This window comes from Pseudomonas algeriensis (assembly GCF_048847255.1).
Classification (GTDB): Bacteria; Pseudomonadota; Gammaproteobacteria; order Pseudomonadales; family Pseudomonadaceae; genus Aquipseudomonas.
This window is the reverse complement of sequence record NZ_JBKKRK010000003.1, coordinates 29260-45197: the sequence shown is the minus strand read 5'-3', so window position 1 is coordinate 45197 and position 15938 is coordinate 29260. Positions and strand designations below refer to the sequence as shown.

The 15938-nt window shown below is 58.5% G+C and carries 12 protein-coding genes, 1 pseudogene and 1 riboswitch; of the genes and pseudogenes, 7 read left to right on the top strand and 6 right to left on the bottom strand.

The genetic code is table 11. The annotated features are described in order from the left end of the window. Nucleotides 1–47: 47 nt before the first annotated feature. Nucleotides 48–3758 (bottom strand): methionine synthase, encoded by a 3711-nt coding sequence (gene metH, locus ACLK1G_RS05465; RefSeq protein WP_420764497.1) that lies wholly within the window; start codon nucleotides 3756–3758, stop codon nucleotides 48–50. A 102-nt stretch (nucleotides 3759–3860) separates the two neighbouring features. On the opposite strand from metH, the pseudogene ACLK1G_RS05460 reads away from it, so the two are divergent. Beyond that, nucleotides 3861–4100: pseudogene (locus ACLK1G_RS05460) on the top strand (fatty acid cis/trans isomerase); the annotation flags it as partial. A gap of 69 nt (nucleotides 4101–4169) precedes the next feature. Next, nucleotides 4170–4754, top strand: a complete 585-nt coding sequence (gene nfuA / locus ACLK1G_RS05455) for a Fe-S biogenesis protein NfuA (RefSeq protein ID WP_003182850.1) — start codon at nucleotides 4170–4172, stop codon at nucleotides 4752–4754. Nucleotides 4755–5026: 272 nt separating this feature from the next. On the opposite strand, the gene cobM is transcribed toward nfuA, so the two are convergent. The 4 genes from cobM to ACLK1G_RS05435 form a co-directional block, all read right to left on the bottom strand. After that, nucleotides 5027–5773, bottom strand: a complete 747-nt coding sequence (gene cobM / locus ACLK1G_RS05450) for a precorrin-4 C(11)-methyltransferase (protein WP_420764496.1) — start codon at nucleotides 5771–5773, stop codon at nucleotides 5027–5029. Between the two features lie 70 nt (nucleotides 5774–5843). Further along, nucleotides 5844–6248 carry a cobalamin biosynthesis protein gene (locus tag ACLK1G_RS05445; protein ID WP_420764495.1) on the bottom strand — a complete coding sequence of 135 codons (405 nt, stop codon included), beginning with the start codon at nucleotides 6246–6248 and terminating at the stop codon, nucleotides 5844–5846. Then, nucleotides 6245–6940 carry a CbtA family protein gene (locus ACLK1G_RS05440; RefSeq protein WP_420764494.1) on the bottom strand — a complete coding sequence of 232 codons (696 nt, stop codon included), beginning with the start codon at nucleotides 6938–6940 and terminating at the stop codon, nucleotides 6245–6247. The genes ACLK1G_RS05445 and ACLK1G_RS05440 overlap by 4 nt, the downstream gene beginning before the upstream one ends. A gap of 11 nt (nucleotides 6941–6951) precedes the next feature. After that, the gene (locus ACLK1G_RS05435; protein ID WP_420764493.1) at nucleotides 6952–7140 is read right to left on the bottom strand and encodes a CbtB domain-containing protein; all 189 of its coding nucleotides are present in this window, start codon (nucleotides 7138–7140) and stop codon (nucleotides 6952–6954) included. Nucleotides 7141–7236: 96 nt separating this feature from the next. Beyond that, a riboswitch (cobalamin riboswitch) is annotated at nucleotides 7237–7457 on the bottom strand. A 107-nt stretch (nucleotides 7458–7564) separates the two neighbouring features. Between ACLK1G_RS05435 and ACLK1G_RS05430 the strand changes: the two genes are divergently transcribed. The 4 genes from ACLK1G_RS05430 to ACLK1G_RS05415 all read left to right on the top strand — a co-directional run bounded on the left by ACLK1G_RS05430 (nucleotide 7565) and on the right by ACLK1G_RS05415 (nucleotide 14475). Further along, nucleotides 7565–8782, top strand: a complete 1218-nt coding sequence (locus ACLK1G_RS05430; protein ID WP_420764492.1) for a pyridoxal phosphate-dependent aminotransferase — start codon at nucleotides 7565–7567, stop codon at nucleotides 8780–8782. A 113-nt stretch (nucleotides 8783–8895) separates the two neighbouring features. Next, on the top strand, nucleotides 8896–9702 hold the full coding sequence (locus ACLK1G_RS05425; RefSeq protein ID WP_420764491.1) for a hypothetical protein: 807 nt from the start codon (nucleotides 8896–8898) through the stop codon (nucleotides 9700–9702). Between the two features lie 194 nt (nucleotides 9703–9896). Then, nucleotides 9897–11936, top strand: a complete 2040-nt coding sequence (locus tag ACLK1G_RS05420) for a hypothetical protein (protein ID WP_420764490.1) — start codon at nucleotides 9897–9899, stop codon at nucleotides 11934–11936. Between the two features lie 205 nt (nucleotides 11937–12141). Further along, nucleotides 12142–14475, top strand: a complete 2334-nt coding sequence (locus tag ACLK1G_RS05415; protein WP_420764489.1) for an autotransporter outer membrane beta-barrel domain-containing protein — start codon at nucleotides 12142–12144, stop codon at nucleotides 14473–14475. A 76-nt stretch (nucleotides 14476–14551) separates the two neighbouring features. Here the strand turns inward: ACLK1G_RS05415 and ACLK1G_RS05410 are convergent, their stop codons facing one another. Further along, nucleotides 14552–14992 carry a hypothetical protein gene (locus ACLK1G_RS05410; RefSeq protein WP_420764488.1) on the bottom strand — a complete coding sequence of 147 codons (441 nt, stop codon included), beginning with the start codon at nucleotides 14990–14992 and terminating at the stop codon, nucleotides 14552–14554. Between the two features lie 242 nt (nucleotides 14993–15234). On the opposite strand from ACLK1G_RS05410, the gene ACLK1G_RS05405 reads away from it, so the two are divergent. Beyond that, nucleotides 15235–15936 carry a response regulator gene (locus ACLK1G_RS05405; protein WP_420764487.1) on the top strand — a complete coding sequence of 234 codons (702 nt, stop codon included), beginning with the start codon at nucleotides 15235–15237 and terminating at the stop codon, nucleotides 15934–15936. Nucleotides 15937–15938 lie beyond the last annotated feature (2 nt).

Sequence of the window (15938 nt, the reverse complement as noted above, 5' to 3'; positions counted from 1 at the left end):
AAGCCGGCCGGTCGACATCAGCGCGTCGACCGGCCGGTATTTTCCGCTTAGTTGTCGTAGCCCAGGTTAGGCGCCAGCCAGCGTTCAGTCACGCTCAAGTCCTGGCCCTTGCGCGCGGTGTAGCTCTGGACCTGATCCTTGTCGATCTTGCCTACGGCGAAGTATTGCGCCTGAGGGTGGGCGAAGTACCAGCCGCTGACCGCCGCCGCCGGGAACATGGCGTAGTGTTCGGTGAGGAACACGCCGCTGCGTCCGGCTTTCAGTTCGCTGGCTTCTGGGTCGAGCAGGCGGAACAGCGTAGCCTTCTCGGTGTGATCCGGGCAGGCCGGGTAGCCGGGGGCAGGGCGGATGCCGGTGTATTGCTCCTTGATCAGCGCCTCGTTGTCCAGGCTTTCGTCCTTGGCGTAACCCCAGTGTTCCTTGCGCACCTGTTGGTGCAGCCACTCGGCGCAGGCTTCGGCCAAACGGTCGGCCAGGGCCTTGACCATGATCGAGTTGTAGTCGTCGCCGGCTTCCTGATACGCCTTGGCGACTTCTTCGGCGCCGATGCCGGCGGTGGTGATGAAACCGCCGACGTAATCGGTGACGCCGCTGTCCTTCGGCGCGACGAAGTCGGCCAGGGAAAAGTTCGGCTTGCCGTCGGTCTTGATGATCTGCTGGCGCAGGTGATGCAGGCGCGCCAGTGGCTTGCCGTCGTCGCCATAGACTTCCAGGTCATCGTCATGCACCTGGTTGGCCGGCCAGAAGCCGAACACGGCGCGGGCGCTGATGAGTTTTTCGTCGATCAGCTTGCGCAGCATCGCCCGGGCATCGGCGTACAATGCCGTGGCCGCTTCGCCGACCACTTCGTCGGTGAGGATGCGTGGGTATTTGCCGGCCAGGTCCCAGGAAATGAAGAACGGCGTCCAGTCGATATATTCGGCCAGGACGTTCAAGTCGATGTCGTCCAGCACCCGTGCGCCAGTGAAGGTGGGCTTGACCGGCTGGTAACTGCTCCAGTCGAACTGCGGCTTCTTCGCCACGGCCGCCGGGTAGCTCAGGCGCTCAGTACGGGCGCTGCGATTGGAGGTACGCTCGCGGACGTCGATGTAGTCCTGGCGGGTTTTCTCGACGAACGCCGGCTTCAGCTCCTTGGACAGTAACTGGGTCGCCACGCCCACGGCGCGGGAGGCGTCGGTGACGTAGATCACCGCGTCGTTGCTGTACTTGGGCTCGATCTTCACCGCCGTGTGGGCCTTGGAGGTGGTGGCGCCGCCGATCATCAGCGGCAGGTGGAAATCCTGGCGCTGCATCTCGCGAGCCACGTGCACCATTTCGTCCAGGGACGGGGTGATCAGGCCGGACAGGCCGATGATGTCGCACTTCTCGTCCTTGGCGACCTGGAGGATTTTCTCCGCCGGCACCATCACGCCGAGGTCGACGATGTCATAGCCGTTGCACCCGAGCACGACGCCGACGATGTTCTTGCCGATGTCATGCACGTCGCCCTTGACCGTCGCCATGAGGATCTTGCCCTTGGCCTCCGGCTTGTCGCCTTTTTCCGCCTCGATGAACGGGATCAGGTGCGCCACCGCCTGCTTCATCACGCGGGCGGATTTGACCACCTGGGGCAGGAACATCTTGCCGGCGCCAAACAGGTCGCCAACGATGTTCATGCCCGCCATCAGCGGGCCTTCGATCACTTCGATCGGCCGGGCGAACGACAGCCGCGACTCCTCGGTGTCTTCAACGATATGGGTGGTGATGCCTTTGACCAGCGCATGCTCCAGGCGCTTGTTCACTTCCCAGCCGCGCCATTCCTCGGTTTCCGCTTCCTTGACGCTGCCGTCGCCCTTGTACTTGTCGGCGATGGCGAGCAGGGCATCGGTGCCCTCGGGGGTGCGGTTGAGTATCACGTCTTCCACGGCGTCGCGCAGTTCCACCGGGATCTGGTCGTAGATCTCCAATTGGCCGGCGTTGACGATGCCCATGGTCAGGCCCGCACGGATCGCATGCAACAGGAATACCGAGTGGATCGCCTCGCGCACCGGGTTGTTGCCGCGGAACGAGAACGACACGTTGGACACGCCGCCGGAGGTCAGCGCGTAAGGCAGTTCGTCGCGGATGTAGGCACAGGCGTTGATGAAGTCCACGGCATAGTTGTTGTGCTCTTCGATGCCGGTGGCGACGGCGAAGATGTTCGGGTCGAAGATGATGTCTTCTGGGGGAAAGCCGACTTCATTGACCAGGATGTCGTAGGAGCGCTTGCAGATTTCCTTCTTGCGCGCCTCGGTGTCGGCCTGGCCGGCTTCGTCGAAGGCCATCACCACCACCGCGGCGCCGTAGCGCTTGCACAGCTTGGCGTGGTGGATGAACTGCTCGACGCCTTCCTTCATGCTGATGGAGTTGACGATGCCCTTGCCCTGGATGCACTTGAGGCCCGCTTCGATCACTTCCCACTTGGAGGAGTCGATCATGATCGGCACCCGGGAGATGTCCGGTTCGCCAGCGATCAGATTGAGGAAGGTCACCATGGCCTTCTTCGAATCGAGCATGCCCTCGTCCATGTTGATGTCGATCACCTGGGCGCCGGCCTCGACTTGTTGCAAGGCCACTTCCAACGCTTCGGTGTAGTTGTCCTCGCGGATCAGCCGGGCGAACTTGGCGGAACCGGTGATGTTGGTCCGCTCGCCGACGTTGACGAACAAGGAGCTGCGATCGATGGTGAACGGTTCCAGCCCCGACAGGCGGCACGCCCGGGGAATCTCCGGAATCTGCCGCGGCGCATAACCGGCCACGGCCTTGGCGATCGCTTCGATGTGCGCCGGAGTAGTGCCGCAGCAGCCGCCGACGATGTTCAGGAAACCGCTCTGGGCAAACTCTTCGATGACTTTGGCGGTGTCCACCGGCAGTTCATCGTATTCGCCGAATTCGTTGGGCAGGCCGGCGTTCGGGTGAGCCGATACGTGGGTGCTGGCCTTGTTCGACAGCTCTTCCAGGTATGGACGCAATTCGCTGGCGCCGAGGGCGCAGTTCAGACCGACCGAGATCGGCTTGGCGTGGGCCACGGAGTTCCAGAAGGCTTCGGTGGTCTGGCCGGAGAGGGTGCGGCCGGAGGCGTCGGTGATGGTGCCGGAGATCATGATCGGCAGTTCGACGCCCAGTTCTTCGTAGACACCTTGCACGGCAAAAATCGCGGCCTTGGCGTTCAGCGTGTCAAAAATGGTTTCGATCAGGATCAGGTCGGCGCCGCCTTCGATCAGGCCCTTGGTGGCTTCGGTGTAGTTCTCCACCAGTTCGTCGAAGGTCACGTTGCGGTAGCCGGGGTTGTTCACGTCCGGCGACAGCGAGCAGGTGCGGCTGGTCGGGCCGAGCACGCCGGCGACGAAGCGCGGCTTGTCCGGGGTTTCGAGGGTCTTGGCGTCGGCGACCTGGCGGGCCAGGCGCGCGCCTTCCAGGTTCAATTCATAGGCCAGGCCCTGCATGCCATAGTCCGCCTGGGACACCTGGGTGGCGTTGAAGGTGTTGGTTTCGAGGATGTCGGCGCCGGCATCCAGGTAGGCTTTTTCAATCGAGCCGATCACGTCGGGGCGGGTCAGTACGAGCAAGTCGTTGTTGCCCTTGACGTCGCTTGGCCAGTCGGCGAAACGCTTGCCCCGGTAGTCCTGTTCTTCCAGTTTGTAGCTCTGGATCATCGTGCCCATGCCGCCATCGAGGATCAGGATGCGTTCCTTGAGGGCTTGCTGGAGAAGATGGAGGCGAGCGCTGCGATCGGACATAGGACTACCTGGAAAAAAAGACCATTACGAAAGCCGAAATCATAGCAAACCTGTGCGGTATTTGATCATGCTGGGCTTTTGCATGAATATCGCTCATGTTTGCAGGTGCCGGCATTTGTCGACGCCATGGAACGCGCGCCGGATGCGGCGGCGCTCGAGCGGGTTGTCGAGCGCTGGGGGATTCGTCGCAGCCATCCGCGGTTCTGGCAGTACTTCCACGACCTGAGCCGATACATTCAGGAAACCGACCCCATGGAAGCAGGGGTGCTGGACATGAATCGCTACCAGAATCTCTGCGAGGCGCCTGGCGATGCGCCTTCACATCGTCGGGTTCTTTCCTGACAAAAATACTAGGACTTTGTCCGGCGCGATGATTGGCGTAAACTGCCGGCAAGCCTGCGAGGAGTTTCCATGACCGCCATTACCATTACCGATGCCGCCCACGATTACCTGGCCGACCTGCTGTCCAAGCAGAACACCCCGGGTATCGGGATCCGCATCTTCATCACCCAGCCCGGCACCCAGTACGCAGAGACGTGCATTGCCTACTGCAAGCCGGGAGAAGAAAAACCTGAAGACACCGCGCTGGGGCTCAAAAGCTTCACCGCGTACATCGATTCGTTCAGCGAAGCTTTCCTGGACGATGCGGTGGTCGACTACGCCACTGACCGAATGGGCGGCCAGCTGACCATCAAGGCACCGAACGCGAAAGTGCCGATGGTCAACGCCGACAGCCCGGTCAACGAGCGCATCAATTACTACCTGCAAACCGAAATCAACCCGGGGCTGGCCAGCCACGGCGGCCAGGTATCGTTGATCGACGTGGTGGAAGACGGCATCGCCGTACTCCAGTTCGGCGGCGGCTGCCAGGGCTGCGGCCAGGCCGACGTCACCTTGAAGGAAGGCATCGAGCGCACCTTGCTCGAGCGCATCCCGGAACTCAAGGGCGTACGCGACGTGACCGACCACACGCAGAAAGAAAACGCCTACTACTGATTGTGGCGAGGGGATTTATCCCCGTTGGGGCGCGTAGCGCCCCCTTATCAAGCCGCGAAATCTAGGGAGATAGGGCTGCTGCGCAGCCCAGCGGGGATAAATCCCCTCGCCACAAAAGCGCCTGCGACCAGCATGCCATCCTAGGACCGTCGCCGGTGCCAGTGGGAGCGAGCTTGCTCGCGATGAGGCCAGCAAATCCAACATCACAGTGGCTTACCCACCGCTTTCGCGAGCAGGCTCGCTCCCACAAGGGATCCGGGTGCGCCGACAAGTCAGGGCCGGTAGAGATGCGCATGTCCAGCGCGGTACAGCGATGATTCGCTGAATACATCATTGCCCAACACCCGTCCCACCAGAATCAACGCCGTACGCCGAAAGCCCTTGGCCTGTACCTTTGCGGCAATATCCTCCATCGTCCCCACCACCCAATCCTGATCGGGCCACGTCGCCCGGTGAATTACCGCAATCGGACAATCCGCGCCGTAGTGGGGCAGCAGCTCATCGACGATTTTTTCCAGATGGTTGACGCCCAAGTGAATCGCCATGGTGGCGCCGTGTTGCGCCAGGCTGACCAACTCTTCTCCAGTGGGCATGGCGGTTTTGTCGGCATAGCGGGTCAGGATCACGCTTTGGGATATGTCCGGCAGTGTCAACTCGGCACCGAGCAGAGCGGCGCAGGCTGAAGTGGCGGTCACGCCCGGGATGATTTCGAAAGGAATGTCCAGCTCCCGCAGGCAGCGGATCTGCTCGCCGATCGCGCCGTAAAGGCTCGGGTCGCCGGAGTGCACTCGCGCTACATCCTGACCGTTGAGGTGTGTCGTCTTTATCAGATCGATGATCTGTTCCAGGTGCAGCTCGGCGCTGTTGACCACCTGTTCGGCGCGGTGGCCTTCCAGCACGGCCGTTGGCACCAGGGAGCCGGCGTAGATGATCACGGCGCAGTTGCGAATCAGCCGCTGGCCCTTGACGGTGATCAGCTCCGGATCGCCAGGGCCGGCGCCGATGAAGTAAACGGTCATGACCGGTTCCTATGCAAAGATGAGGGCGTGCATGAGCAATGCTCATGATTCGGCAGTCGATTATCGAATGTTACAAAGCCATCGCCAATGCCAATGTCGCCTGCGGGCCTTTCTGGCGGGTGACTCGCAATCTCGCGGGCGAAACACCCAGTTGATCGGCCAGGGCGAGGGCGGCGCTTTCGGCGACGCCATGGCAACCCGTACGCTCGAAAGCGATGGCTGAGCGATGGCTGAGCTGTGCTTGATAACCCGCCAGTTGTTCAGCGCTGAAACACGTCAGCGGCAGCGATAATTGCGCTGCCAACTCCAGCAGCCCCGGCTCGTCACGCTTGCGGTCAATGCTCGCCAATGCCCTTATTTCGTCGAGCGCGATACCGTGGGCCAGCAGCGTCTGCTCAAGCAATGCCCGCAACGTGCTGGCCGAGCAACCGCGCTGGCAGCCGAGGCCGACCACCAGGATCGGCCCGCCACTCATGCTTGGTCGTGAGCCTGTGCACCACGGCGGAACAGCCAGGCGCTGATCAGGCCCAAGGCCAGCCAAAACGCAACATTGGTCAATTGCGAAGCGAGCTTGAACTCACTTTCCAGCGCCTCGGGCGCGAGCATCGAATGCACGTCCGGCTGCGGGGCGCCAATGACGTGAGGAATCAGCAGGGTCGCAAGGCCCAACACTTTCAACAGCCAATGCCGACCGAACGCAATCAGGGCGATGCCCACCGCCGTACACGCAGCGGTGCCGATCCACCACATCTGCCGTTGGGCCAGATCCGCCGCAGCGGTGCCCGGCAGTTCCGGCGGCAAGCCCAGCGTCGGCGCCAGGACGAAGGTGGCATAGCCGGCCAGGCCCCAGAGCAAACCCTGGGATGTGCGCGTCGGTTCACGCAAGGTGTACAGGCCCGCCAGCATCAGCGCAAAACCCACCGCGACCACCAGGTTGCCGCCGGTGGTGGAGAGCACGCGTTGCCAGCCGTCCTCCGGCTCCCAGGCTTGCGCGTCATGGCTGTGTGCAACCCCAGCGGCGTGTTCATGGACCTCGGCGGCCGGGGCCTTTTCGTAGGTCTCGGCTTGCAGGATCAGCGGCGATACCCAAAAACTTTGTAGAAGAGTCAGCAGCAGGGCGGCCAACAATCCACTGAAACCGGCGGTTTGCGCGATACGCTTGATCATGGCGTCGGCGCTCAATGGCACGGGAACGCGGCGCTGTGCCGTGTGTCGTGGGCTGCGTTGTGCACCGCTTCGATGTGGGAGAAACCGGCGAAATACACCAGGCCCGCGCCGAGAATCGAGGCAAGGACCGCGGCGCTCAAGCGCTGGCTCAGGGTGACGGTGCTACTGGTCGTGCGGGCGGTGCTGCTGATGGTCGACATGGCGCTTCCCTCTGGTGTCAGCGGGCGGACCGAGCGCAATGAAAACCCAGGCGAAGACTCGCCGGGATTCGAACAGCGCCCGCCCACCGCGGGTTTGTTGAAAAGAAGTCATGGGCCGGTCTCCGGGCTCACGAGGGGCAGGGCCTGAGCCTTGCCTGAAAGCGTCACCTTCCCATGCGCATGCACAGTGGTTTCGACGCTTCACTCGCTTACCGTTGCGGGGGCAGCACCGGACTGACGTGGCCTTGAAGTAAAGCACACGATTCACCGGTTTCCCGTTTCACCCTGTGAAGGGCACCCAAACAGGCGCACAGGAGACCATGGGTGAGGGCGGGGCGTCAATGCGCAAGGCCATCCAAACGGTGGCGCGCTTCGGGATTTGAGATAGGGTTGAGCTCAATACCGCAACTCACAAGGAAATGACATGCGCTTTTCAGCCCTGACCCAACGCATCACCGGTGACGGCGCTGCCGCCTGGGAAATCCATGACCGGGCGCTGGCCATGCGCGGGGAGGGCAGGGAAGTGCTGTTGCTCTCGGTGGGCGATCCGGATTTCGACACCCCGCCCGCCATCGTCGAGGCCGCCGTCGCCAGCTTGCGGGCCGGCGATACCCACTACTCGGATACGCGCGGCCTGCACTCGTTGCGCGCCAGCATCGCCCGGCGCCATCAACAGCGCTGCGGCCAACCGGTGGGCGCCGGCCACGTCACGGTACTGCCCGGGGCGCAATGTGCCGTCTATGCGGTCGCGCAATGCCTGCTCGACCCTGGCGATGAAGTGATCGTCGCCGAGCCGATGTACGTCACCTACGAAGCGGTCTTTGGCGCCTGCGGGGCGAAAGTGGTGCCGGTGCCGGTGAGTCCCGAAAACGGCTTCCGGGTCCAGCCGAACGACGTCGCCCGGCTGATTACCCCACGCACCCGCGCCATGCTGATCAACAGCCCCAACAACCCCTCCGGCGCCAGCCTGCCGCTGCCGACCTGGCAAGCACTCGCCCAGCTGTGCACCGAGCACGATCTCTGGTTGATCAGCGACGAGGTCTACAGCGACTTGCTGTACGAAGGCGCACACATCAGCCCGGCCGGCCTGCCGGGCATGGCCGAGCGCACCGTGACCATCAACAGCCTGTCCAAATCCCACGCCATGACCGGCTGGCGCATCGGCTGGGCGATCGGCCCCGAGCCCCTGGCCCAGCACTTGGCGAACCTGTCGCTGTGCATGCTGTTCGGTCTGCCGGACTTTGTCCAGCGCGCAGCCCAGGTTGCCCTTAAGCGGGAGCTGCCGGAAGTGGCGCAGATGCGCGAAAAGTATCGCCAGCGTCGGGACCTGGTGTGCGCGGCGCTTGAAGGTTGTCCTGGTCTCAAGCCCGTGCGGCCCGACGGCGGCATGTTCGTGATGGTCGATGTACGCGAGACCGGCCTGGCAGCGCAGGCATTTGCCGAGCGGCTGCTGGACGGCTACGGCGTGTCGGTGCTGGCGGGGGAGGCGTTCGGGCCGAGTGCGGCGGGGCTTATTCGGATTGGGTTGGTGATAGGTCGGATGGAACTGGCGAAGGCGTGCCAGCATATTGCCCGCTGTGCTGTGGAACTACTTGGAGAAGCCCAAGGCGTACCCGCCGAGACGCCGGCCGATGAACGGTAGGTTGAACTGTCAGATATGACAGTAGGCAAACATATATACCCGGCGCCTAATTGAATCGAGGACTTCGTTAGGCAATGTGCGCCCGCAGCGCACTTATCCGGAGCGCGATACAAATGGCACAGCCGAACGGTCAAATCACAGCTGTAGCTTTGCGCATAGATGGCGTGAGTGAACTGGACCCGGAGGGTCATATTCCTTTAGAGCAGCTGACTAACGGAACGACCGGAAGAATAACGCGTTGGGCCGATTTTCCGGGGCAGCCCGGAATATATACGGAGCTTACGGTTTATTGGAGGCAGCCAATAAATTCTCCAACAGAAACGAATATCTTTATAAACAGATACTATCAGGTAGATGATCGACGGGAGTTCACATTTCCAATAACACCTCAAATGATGAACGTCGACGGTACAGCCGAAATTCGCTATCTGTTAGAGCATAGCGCTAACGGAAATTTCGACCCTTCACCGATTCGCAAACTGACGATCGATCATGCGCCCGCACCAACGATGGCGGAGCCAAAATTCCCTGATGCGACGTTATGGGGATATCTGAACTGCACCACGCCGGTTCCGGTTTGGCAGAAGGTAAGGGTGCAAGTATTAGCGGATCCGATTTTTCAGGATCGAGACGAGTGTGTGCTTGAGTGGCAAGGCTTCGGGTCGCTGAATGGCAGCGGTCCCGCGCTGACCCCTGTCCATCAGTTCCGGAAGGTAATGACTTTAGTCGAAGCGGCCAATGGGTTTGTTATTGATGTTCCATTCGATCCTTATGTCAGGCCCATGGTGAATAATCATTCTGCAATTGCTCAATATGTGATTTATCGAGGCGGGGCACCTATTGGAAAGTCCAAAAAAGGACTGGTCAAGATAGATCGGATTATTCCAGGCGAGACGGAGCCTTGTGGGGGATTTGCCTAAAAATAATAAGGTGGCGTGATGGAGGTGTAAGTTCGAGAGCAGTGCATTTTTTTATGGCCTCGGCAGACGTTAAGAACTTTTGCTGCATTCGATTCGGTGGCAAGGTGATGAATGAGTCTATATATGAATTTTAGATATCTCATTCAGTTCAGTTCAGTTCAGTTCAGTTCAGTTCAGTTTATGGAGAAATAAAAATGACCAGTACAAGTACAAGTACAAGTTCCAACGGTGAAGTGTTGACGCTGAAGCAGATTGCTGAGCGCTCGCGGACAGCCTTACGCACGGCAAATTCTGACCCCGGCGTTCTGCTGAATCCCCCCGAAATTGTCGGACAGATCATAGACGACCTGATACCCAAATCGGTGCTGGACACCGGGACGATGACGGTTCGATTCCATACCGGTGATATTGCAAGCCCGCATGACGATGACGAATGGGATTTGTACGAGCGGAAGGCGCCAGATATGGGGGTTGGTACCCTGGTTGCTGACGGCCAGTTTGGCCCTGTAACAGGTCGCCCGACGGAACTCGATATTCCGGTATCCACTATTGCGCTTGCGGATGATGACGCATCGAAAGCGTCAACGACTTACGAATATCAATTTGTCCATTACAAAGGCGCGGACGGCAACGCGGACCCGTCGCCATGGTTCCCAGCAGAAATTGACCGGTATGCACCTGAGCATGACAAACAGTCGAATATGAGGCTGAAGCCGGAGGCCGCCATATTTGTAAATTTGGCTCCGGGTCAAGAAATTGATGATGATTGGCTCGCCAATAACAGCACGCTGGAGCTGGCCATCAATGTTAGCTATGACTTTCACCGTGATGACGATGTCATACACGTCTATGCGGGGGACAGTTACGGTGTCGGGACGCCTGTACATACCCAAAATCTTACGTCATCTGGGGAGGTGTTGGTACCAACGGCAGCTATTCCGCAATTGGACGGGCAATATTACGTCTGGTATGTATTGGAAGATGTGGTTGGAAATATCAGCGAGGACGCGTTGGCGAGTGGCTACTATGTCCGTCGCCGGCCACGGCCTCAACTGCATGACTCTTATATCCCGAAAGGGATCTTGCCGGACGTTGTCGACTTGGAGGACCTGACCAGCCCAGTGTATGTAGAAGTACCCTATACCACTAATGGCCAAGACACGGACCGGATCATTCCGAAGATTATTAATGGTAACGGTAGTACAGAGTTTGCTTTGGGCAGTCAGCAGTTAGGCCAGGAGGCACCTAATAAAGTACTCCAATTTACGGTGGCCACGAACAGGCTGATTGCGCTTTGGGGAAGCTCTACCGCGGAAACGGCTGTATTTACTGAATATCAATTTTCCCGGACAACAGAAAACCCGGTTCCATCCGTTCCAGCAGAGTCCGCTCTTGATTTTAGCTATCGTGGCCCCGTGAATCCGATTTTTCCCTCGTTGGAAAATCCGAATATGGTGAAGGTCACGGTGGTGGCCGTTGGTGGCTCTGGCACTCCAAACCATATAACGCCAGAGGATCGTGGAAAGGAGGCGACTATCAGCACGCCCCTCGTCGATGCAGCAAGCGCGTGGGTGCCGATTGGCGATGAGGTCGCCCGGTTGTGGTTCAACGGTGTGGAAGTGTATAGCGAAAATCTGACGGCCGGGACCTTGACGCCATTGACCTTTAACCTGTCAGCCGCTGACATCGATGGCGCCGGGGTTGGAAAGAAAATTGCCTATTGGACGATTGAGGAAGATGGCGGTCGGAATGTAATGCGATCGTACCCCACCGAGGTTCAAATTGATGCGGTTCGGGTTGTATTGCCACATCCAACGGTTCGGTTGTTTAACGGTCTTGTTTCGTGCCGATATTTGGTAAGGGGCACATACGAGTTGCCGGTTACCGTAGACATAGATCCGGTGCATATGCCTACCGGTACGGTTGTGACGATAAAATCCGTTGGGACCACCGATGCGTTGGGACTTAATGAAATCCCTGGCACGGACTATCTCGGAACTTACCAAATTACCGGAGCGGAGACGGGTGGGCAGTTTGTCAAGAATATCGAGCCCTACTTGACAAAGCTCAAGCCTATCCAGCCGACACACGCTTCCGGCTTGCCTAATGGCTATATAAAAATTTGGTATGTGGTGGATATCGGTGGGGTGCTTACACCGTCGATTGAGTTTCTAAACGAGGTTTCACTGCTGAATAACAGCTTTAACTATTGTGAAGGAACACCGACTCAGTAGGTGGGGGCGGGAATCGGGGGATGATACGTCGTCCCCCGACATCGTTGTTATAACCGGGTGCAAAGAAAATTCCTAATGTTTGTTGGGATTTATCCTACATAAAATTGCGAAACTGATGTGTAAATTACCGGCCGTCTGTGAGAGGGGATGCTCATAAAAATTAGCCTTGTCATTTTTTCGAAATGACGGAACGCGGGTAGCGATTATGCAATTGGTTAAAATCGGTCGACGAACAGCTGGAATGGCAGGCCAGCTGGGTAGTTCGTCACTACTATGTTTGTTGTTCCTGACTGAGCCGTCGCTTGCCGGGGACTTGGTCGGCCAGGACCAGACCATCACAAACGGTTATCCGGTGGAAACCTGGACGCTTGCGCAGACGTCCACGTTGAACGTCAATGGCGCAAACACGCTTGATATTTCGGCCTCCGAATCTACGTTGAATGCCAGCGGAGCTACCACTGGAAGGATTACAGGAGGTAATGGTTCTACCATAAATTTATCTGACACTACCGTCGTTGGTGGGAATGCGCCTTCTGCGTTGCGACTTGACAACAGTACCGCGACGATCAATGGCAGTACCATCACCGGGGATAGATTGGGATTATCAGCCGCGCGTACCGTCACTTCGACAACCGGTTCAACGGTATCGGCAACCGACAGTACCATTACCGGCACCACAGGTGGCGCTCGTGCATCGGCCTATAGCACCCTGACTTTTTCGAAATCGACCATTGAGGGCACAGGAGCAACGAGTTTTGGTCTTTCGCTGCTGGGCGCCTCGGCGTTTGCCAGCAACGGAACACGCATTATCGGCGGTCAGAATGGCGTCACGTTGGGGCTCGAAAGCGGTGTATCGGTTGGCAATCGCCTAGAGCTTGATCGTTCGAGCATCGAGGGGAAGAACGGTTCTGCCATTGTTGTGGATTACGCGGGTAGCTCGGCACCGGTCACACGGATTGACGTGCTCAACGGTTCGACGCTGACCGGGAGCAACGGAACGATCCTGGAAGTAAAGGGCGCCGCTGACGCAGCCATGACTGTAGGCCTGAGCGACCTGACGGGTAATGTTCAAGTTGCCGACAACAGTGTCGCGGCGCTGACTTTTATTCAAGGCTCGTTGATCGGTGATATAACAGCCGACACGGGCAGCACGGCGACAGTAGCGTTGCGGCAAGGCTCGCAATTGACCGGCGCCATGACCAACGTTGCGACGGTCGGCATCGATGCTCAATCAAGTTGGACCATGACGGGCAACAGTCAGGTCGGCGATTTGTCTTTGAGCGGCGGTACGGTGAGATTCGGTGCTGATAATGCTTTCTATCAACTGAATGTAGAAAACCTGTCCGGTAACGGTTTGTTCATGATTGGCACCGATTTTGCGACAAACCAGACCGATGTACTCAATGTCACCGGGTCGGCCACCGGCAACCATCAGCTTATGGTCGCCAGTAGCGGCATCGACCCCGCCAGTGGCCAACCGGTCCAGGTCGTACATGCTGCCAGTGGGGACGCGACCTTTACCCTGGCGAATGCCGGCGGTGAAGTCGATCTGGGCGCATTTACTTATGGATTGAAACAAAGTGCCTCCGGTAACGATTGGTTCCTGGATCCTACGGCTCGTGGGGTCAGCCCTTCCACTCGGACAGTCATGGCACTGTTCAATACCGCACCGACGGTGTGGTATGGCGAGCTGACCTCGTTGCGCAGTCGCATGGGGGAATTGCGCTTCAATCCACAGAAGTCCGGTGCCTGGATGCGGGCGTATGGCAATAAATACAACGTGTCGGATAGCTATGGGGCTGGATACCGGCAGGCCCAGCAAGGTTTCTCGCTCGGCGCCGATGCGCCTTTGCCCATGGGAGATGGGCAGTGGATGGTGGGGGTAATGGCGGGTCACAGTACTTCAGACCTTGATTTGCATCGTGGAACTTCCGGTACGATCAAAAGCTACTACTTAGGTACTTACCTGACGTGGATGGATGAGGCCAGTGGTTATTACGTGGACAGCGTTCTCAAGGTCAACCGCTTCCACAACGATGCCAAGGTTGGTATGAGCGATGGCAAGCGGGCCAAGGGTGATTACGACAACACCGGCTTGGGCGGTTCGGTAGAGATTGGACGGAATATCAAGCTTGACGATGGCTATTTTATCGAGCCCTTTACCCACTGGTCTGCGGTGGCGATTGGTGGCAAGGATTATCGACTGAACAACGGCCTGCGTGCTGAGGGCGACACTACTTACTCATTGCTCGGCAAGGCAGGTATGACAGCTGGGCGCGATATCCAGCTACGCAACGGAGCGATGGTGCAACCCTACGTTCGTGCGGCGTTGGTACACGAATTTGCCAAGAATAACGAAGTCAAGGTCAACAACAACGTATTCAATAATGATCTTTCTGGATCCCGTGCCGAGTTAGGGGCCGGCGTGGCCATCAATTTGTCGCAACGCTGGCAAGTTCACGCGGAGGTGGAGTACATGAATGGTAAAGGTATTGAAATGCCAGTGGGGGGAACGGTAGGCCTGCAATTTAAATGGTAAGCCTGTGTTGGTCAGGACCTAGGTTTTTGTAGTTTGTAGAATGTGTAGCCCCGGCTTGACGCCGGGGCTATTTTTATTAACTAAGCTCTGTGTTATATGTCCCCGAGCATTGAAAACGGCCCGTGCCGTCCGCTTTGTCCATGGTCACTTGAAAAGTCCCTGAGAAATTTAAACTTGTGCGATTTAAATGGTAAGTGATCGTTCCTGACCTGGCTTTTTGTAGCGTCGGGTTTTGCGGATCCTCATAATTATTGAAATGCACAGTTGCATGTTGGTCGTGGTCCGTCACCGGTTCATTGGTTACGTCTTTCCTATCTTTGGAGAACGTGATGGTGAACGTTCTGGGACGACCGTTGGCCCATTCGGTGGCAACCACCATCCATATATCGCCGCGGCCTGGCGTAACGGAGCTTTTAAGTTCGGTTACGGAGGCACGAAATGGGGAGCCGTCCTCAAGAGTGGCGGTGAAGTCAACGTCCGTTGCACGTAAGGCAGATTTACTGGCTGCGCTGTTCATAGGTGAACTCCATAGGTTAATGAGAATACTCCAGTCGGCACGCTGTGCCATGCGTCTGGTTTCCTTATATAGAGCCCGTACTGCACTTTTGTATACTGTCAAGTATTACAGGTGTCCAGGCTGGGGTTTTGTGGTGGGGAACATGGTTGTGAAATTATGTAAGGGTTTTGCTCAGCGGCGGATGAGGGCGTATATCCTTCGCAGCTTGAGATTCTGAGCGCCTCGTACCTTTGGATACACCCATGCCCAACATCCTCCTCGTCGAAGACGACGCCGCCCTCTGCGAACTCATCGCCAGCTACCTCGAACGCAACGGCTATCAAGTCAGCGTGCTCAACCGTGGCGACCATGTGCGTGAGCGAGCGCGGGCCAATCCGCCGGACCTGGTGATCCTCGACCTGATGCTGCCAGGACTGGATGGCTTGCAGGTCTGCCGCTTGTTGCGAGCCGATTCGGCGACGTTGCCAATCCTGATGCTCACGGCGCGGGACGACAGCCACGACCAGGTGTTGGGCCTGGAAATGGGCGCCGACGACTACGTCACCAAACCCTGCGAGCCGCGGGTGCTGTTGGCGCGGGTGCGGACGTTGTTGCGGCGCAGCAGCCTGACCGAGCCGCAGACGGTCAACGACCGCATCGTCATGGGTAATCTGTGCATCGATCTGTCCGAGCGCACGGTGACCTGGCGCGGGCAGCCGGTGGAGTTGTCCAGCGGCGAATACAACCTGCTGGTGGTGCTGGCCCGTCATTCCGGCGAGGTGTTGAGCCGCGACCAGATCCTGCAGCGCCTGCGGGGCATCGAGTTCAACGGCACCGATCGTTCAGTAGACGTGGCCATTTCCAAGCTGCGGCGCAAGTTCGACGATAATGCCGGCGAAGCGCGCAAGATCAAGACCGTGTGGGGCAAGGGTTACCTGTTCAGTCGTTCCGAGTGGGAATGCTGATC